Origin of the sequence: Staphylococcus pseudintermedius, from assembly GCF_001792775.2 — a bacterium.
Classification (GTDB): domain Bacteria; phylum Bacillota; class Bacilli; order Staphylococcales; family Staphylococcaceae; genus Staphylococcus; species Staphylococcus pseudintermedius.
The window spans coordinates 1-4,356 of sequence record NZ_MLGE02000027.1 but is presented as its reverse complement, the minus strand read 5'-3'; the positions used below and the strand labels follow the sequence as shown (position 1 = coordinate 4,356).

Sequence of the window (4,356 nt, the reverse complement as noted above, 5' to 3'; positions counted from 1 at the left end):
CGTGATGCAAATGGTAATCCACTTCAAGATGGTGACACGGTGTCAGTCATTCGCGATTTAAAAATCAAAGGCAGTTCTCAAATGATTAAACAAGGAACGAAAGTAAAAAATATTTTTTTTTTTAAAATTCCTGGTTTTGGACAAATTGGTTTAAAATCTGAAGTTGTGAAAAAAATTAAATAACGTTAAAAAATAGGACAACATTGTCGTGCGATACGCGCTCAAGCTGTCCTATTTCTATAGATGTTATTAAAATGCTTCGTCGACAGATGCAATGGCTTCATCTATCGTTTGACCTGTCGATAAGGCAACTGCCGCAATGAAACTGCCTTCTACAATTGGGGCATCCACTTTTTCAATACGATGTGTCCCCGTATACATTTCAATCGCCATATCCAAATTCATTTCTGATGAACCAATATCAAAAAAGCAAATCGCATCATCGTTTATATCATTTAACACTGCGGAAATGTCATCAAAAGACGTACCAATTTCACCTTCGATCCCACCAATCGCAACGACATTCACATCTTGTGCCATTTGTGCAAGGAGTTCTTGTGTACCTTCTGCAATTTTATCACTGTGACTCACTAAAACGATTTGTGTCACGCTTCATCAGCTCCTATCAGTGCATTTAAAATGTAAACACTACTTTGTGCACCAGGATCAATATACCCGATTGAGTCTTTTTTAAAATATGACGCACGGCCTTTCGTCGCTTCGATATCACGTGTCGCATCCGCATATGATTGTAACGTCGCTAAATCGACAGTTTCACCTTGTTCTACCGCTTCTCTCGCACGTGCAATGACGTCATACATTGTTTTTTCATTTAAAGTTACTTTACCGCGTTGGGCTACAGCTTCTTCAAATGCTTTTAACAATTCGACTAAGTTGTCATGATCAATCTCATCATTTGCGACTTGCGCCATTTTAACAAAACTAAAACCGTATAATGGTCCAGACGCGCCGCCCACTTTTGACATGAGCGTCATACCTGTCGTTTTGAATAAAGCTTGCATCGAGCTGTCGTCTAATTGGTCAGGAAGCGCTTCAAAACCACGTCGCATATTCACGCCGTGGTCCCCGTCACCAATCGCACGGTCTAACTCTGTCAAAGCCTCTTCTTCTGTTTCAAATGTTTCTTTTAATGCAAGTAATCGTTCTTTTAAAGTTGCTACGTCCATCTTGGAAACCTCCTGGATTATGTTAAAAAAATCGACTTGTTGTAGGTGCGCGAAATGCTGATAATATGTGTTCATCATAAGGAACAAATGTTAATGAAAAGCCTTGCATATCGAGTGATGTCATATAATCACCTACAAACCATCCTTTTACAGTTTTTCCTTCTTGTTCTAACTGTAATGCGACATATTTCGTCACAATATCTAATTCTGATAATGGTGTACCGCCCATGCCATTGACCATGACAATCAATTCATCGCTTGCCACTTCGGCTTTCAATTGTTCAATCAAACGTTGCACAATTTGTTCTACCGGTTCAACTGGTACACGTTCTAACCCACGTTCACCGTGAATACCAATGCCGATTTCCATTTCACTCTCTTCAATATCGAAACCATACTTACCTGTCGTTGGTACAGCAGGCGGTGTTAATGCCATCCCAATCGTACGAATTTGATCAATCAATGCTTCGACTTCAGTTTTCAGCTCTGTTAATTTCTTACCACGTTCTGATAAATAACCGGCATATTTATGAACAAAGACCGTTCCCGCAACACCGCGACGTTTTTCAACATCATCAATCGCAATGTCATCACCTACGACGACCATTTCGACTTGAATGTCTTCCATCGCTGCCATATCTTTAGCCATTTCAAAGTTCATGACGTCACCTGCGTAATTTTTAACAATAAGTAACACACCGTCTCCATTGTCCACCGCTTTAATAGCTTCTAACACTTTATCCGGTGTCGGCGAGGTAAACACTTCACCACATACCGCAGCATCTAACATACCTTCACCAACATAGCCTGCATGTGCAGGTTCGTGACCACTGCCGCCACCAGAAACTAATGCGACACCAGACGTTTTTTTATGCTGACGTACAACGACCGTATCTGCAATGACATCAATGTTCGGATTTGTAATTTTCAACCCGTCTAGCATGTCTTGCAAAAAGTGCGTCTTATCCTGGATTAACTTTTTCATTTGCTCACCTTCTATCCTATTTTCTTCTATTATAAGTTTTACAATGAAAACGTTCACGCAAAAACTATTGTGATATATTTGACAATTCTGTATACAAAAAAGTTGTACAGACGCGCATTCCAACTTACACGTACTGTACAACATTTTTTATGCTATTGAATTGTGTCTAGAAGAAGATAAGTGTCAAAATCGGAACAACTGCTACAACGACAACCCCAACCAGTACAATCGCGATGCTCGCCATTGACTCCTCTACTGGTCCTAATTCTTTTGCTGCCGCTACACCTAACGTATGTCCGCTCGTTCCTAAAGATAAGCCTCTCGCAATCGGATCATCAATGTGGAACCATTTCAATAATTTATTACCTAACGCATAAATAATGACCGCATTTAAAATAACCGCTAATGATGTCAACTCTTTAATACCGCCAATGCCTTCTGATACAGGTAGTGCAATCGCTGTTGTTGCTGCTTGCGGAAGCATGGATGCGATAATGTCACTACCGAATTGAAGTGCTTTTGCGACAAAGAAAATACCAACAAGTGCCAATACAGTACCAATCCCAATACCGCCGATAATACGGTGCCAATGTTTCACCAAGACATCACGCTTTTTGTATAAAGGAATCGCAAATGAAATTGTCGCTGGTCCGAGGAAGAAATTAATGATATCCCCACCAATTTTATACTTTTCATATGGAATACCTGTAAAGTGTAAGAACGCTACTCCGAAAACCATCGCAACAAAGAGTGGTGCGAATAAGAAAAAGCCATTTGTTTTCTTAAAAAGTACAGTTGCGATTAAAAATGGAATCACTGATAATAAAATACCGAAATACGGTGTGTCTATAGCGAGATGATTAACCATGTGAATGCGCTCCTTTCACTTTCGCTTTCGTACGCGGCGGTGTTGCTACTTTATCTTTCGTCGTCATACGCATTAAAATTTGTGACGCAAAGCCTGTAAATACAAGTAGTAGAATTGTTGAAATAATAATCAAGCCAATAATGAGAATCGGACTTGCACTAATAATGTCTAATGAATTTACAACTGAAATCCCAGCAGGCACGAATAAAAAGCCAATATTATTCGTTAACGCTGTGCCTACTTTTTCAACTTGACCGAGCTTGATCACACCTGTACATAATAAAACGAACAATAATACGAGCCCTATCACTGATGCCGGCATAGGAATCGGCATAAATGATTCAATAATACTTGAAACAAACAACACTGATGCAATCACTAACACTTGATGTAAAAAACTATACGTTTTCTCTTCTTTTTGTTTCACTTTTACAACCTCCCGTGCGTCTCTGATTGACTTCATTATATTATGAAAAAATTCACATATACCGTTTTCATCGCGAAATGCAAAAAAAGGGGCGTGAAATACAAAATCACACCCTTGTCCAACAACCACACTATTTAAATGTCATATAGTGGCGCAAAGCATACTTTTTTAAACTCACTCAACTTTCAGCAATCCGAACCTGTTCCCTTTCACTGAACACTATATATGAGGCGGTAAATAGTTGACCGGTGTCATCGCCTCGGAAAGCGCAACACGATTCAAGCTCTCGCACTATCCTTTCTCTCCTCGAATACTGAAGGGGGGTAGGCTTTGTTTCATGAGGTGCAGTTTCGTTCTAATCATTTCAACCCACCATTGACCAGCTTGAGGCACTTACCCAGACTGCAAGAATCGTGCAAGACTCCCGAGGGATAAAATAAATATCTAAATATGATTTCTACTCTTTAATAGTGGTTCCTGTTTATCGCAGTAGCTGTCTGACTTCTCAATGCGCTCGCTTTTGAGAAGTCTAGTCAGCCTTGCGGGGGCAGTACGACGAAATCTTTGTTACACATGAGATTTCTGTACCGCTCCCAAAATCCAATTTGGCTTCCATCCTGCGTACATCTCAACCAAGCCGAATTTAGTTGGAGGGGCAGCCCCTTGGAAAGCGCAGCACGATTCAGCAGTCAATGATTACCCCAAAACCACAAATGTATCTTCAAGTATTTCTAAAATACCACTCAATCGAGTAGGAGAATAGCCATTAATTGACTACTCGTCCTCTCACACCACCGAGCGTACGGTTCCGTACTCGGCGGTTCAATATCTTGCGTAAGCCAACTCTGCAAGCTGGGCTAATGGTATTAATCCCCACTTGTAGAGTTGT

6 protein-coding genes are annotated in these 4,356 nt (G+C 40.4%); 1 reads left to right on the top strand and 5 read right to left on the bottom strand.

Annotated elements, in window-relative coordinates:
• On the top strand, positions 1 to 183 hold a 183-nt coding region (locus BJK46_RS11940), incomplete at its 5' end, for an alkylphosphonate utilization protein (protein ID WP_142671675.1).
• Between the two features lie 66 nt (positions 184 to 249).
• Here BJK46_RS11940 and dhaM read toward each other — a convergent pair.
• The 5 genes from dhaM to lrgA form a co-directional block, all read right to left on the bottom strand.
• Complete coding sequence (dhaM, locus tag BJK46_RS11935; RefSeq protein WP_014612912.1) at positions 250 to 609, bottom strand: dihydroxyacetone kinase phosphoryl donor subunit DhaM; 360 nt, start codon at positions 607 to 609, stop codon at positions 250 to 252.
• On the bottom strand, positions 606 to 1,187 hold the full coding sequence (gene dhaL, locus BJK46_RS11930) for a dihydroxyacetone kinase subunit DhaL (RefSeq protein ID WP_014612911.1): 582 nt from the start codon (positions 1,185 to 1,187) through the stop codon (positions 606 to 608). Before dhaL ends, dhaM begins: the two co-directional genes overlap by 4 nt.
• A 22-nt stretch (positions 1,188 to 1,209) precedes the next feature.
• Positions 1,210 to 2,172, bottom strand: coding sequence for a dihydroxyacetone kinase subunit DhaK (gene dhaK / locus BJK46_RS11925; protein WP_096533816.1), 963 nt, complete (start codon positions 2,170 to 2,172; stop codon positions 1,210 to 1,212).
• Between the two features lie 166 nt (positions 2,173 to 2,338).
• Positions 2,339 to 3,040 carry an antiholin-like protein LrgB gene (gene lrgB / locus BJK46_RS11920; RefSeq protein ID WP_014612909.1) on the bottom strand — a complete coding sequence of 234 codons (702 nt, stop codon included), beginning with the start codon at positions 3,038 to 3,040 and terminating at the stop codon, positions 2,339 to 2,341.
• Positions 3,033 to 3,467, bottom strand: a complete 435-nt coding sequence (lrgA, locus tag BJK46_RS11915; RefSeq protein WP_014612908.1) for an antiholin-like murein hydrolase modulator LrgA — start codon at positions 3,465 to 3,467, stop codon at positions 3,033 to 3,035. The genes lrgB and lrgA overlap by 8 nt, the downstream gene beginning before the upstream one ends.
• Between the last annotated feature and the right edge of the window lie 889 nt (positions 3,468 to 4,356).

What these genes read in the sequence shown, in the direction of transcription:
- dhaK (WP_096533816.1), bottom strand. Translation starts at nt 2,172, where the DNA reads ATGAAAAAGTTAATCCAGGATAAGACGCACTTTTTGCAAGACATGCTA.
- lrgB (WP_014612909.1), bottom strand. Translation starts at nt 3,040, where the DNA reads ATGGTTAATCATCTCGCTATAGACACACCGTATTTCGGTATTTTATTA.
- dhaL (WP_014612911.1), bottom strand. Translation starts at nt 1,187, where the DNA reads ATGGACGTAGCAACTTTAAAAGAACGATTACTTGCATTAAAAGAAACA.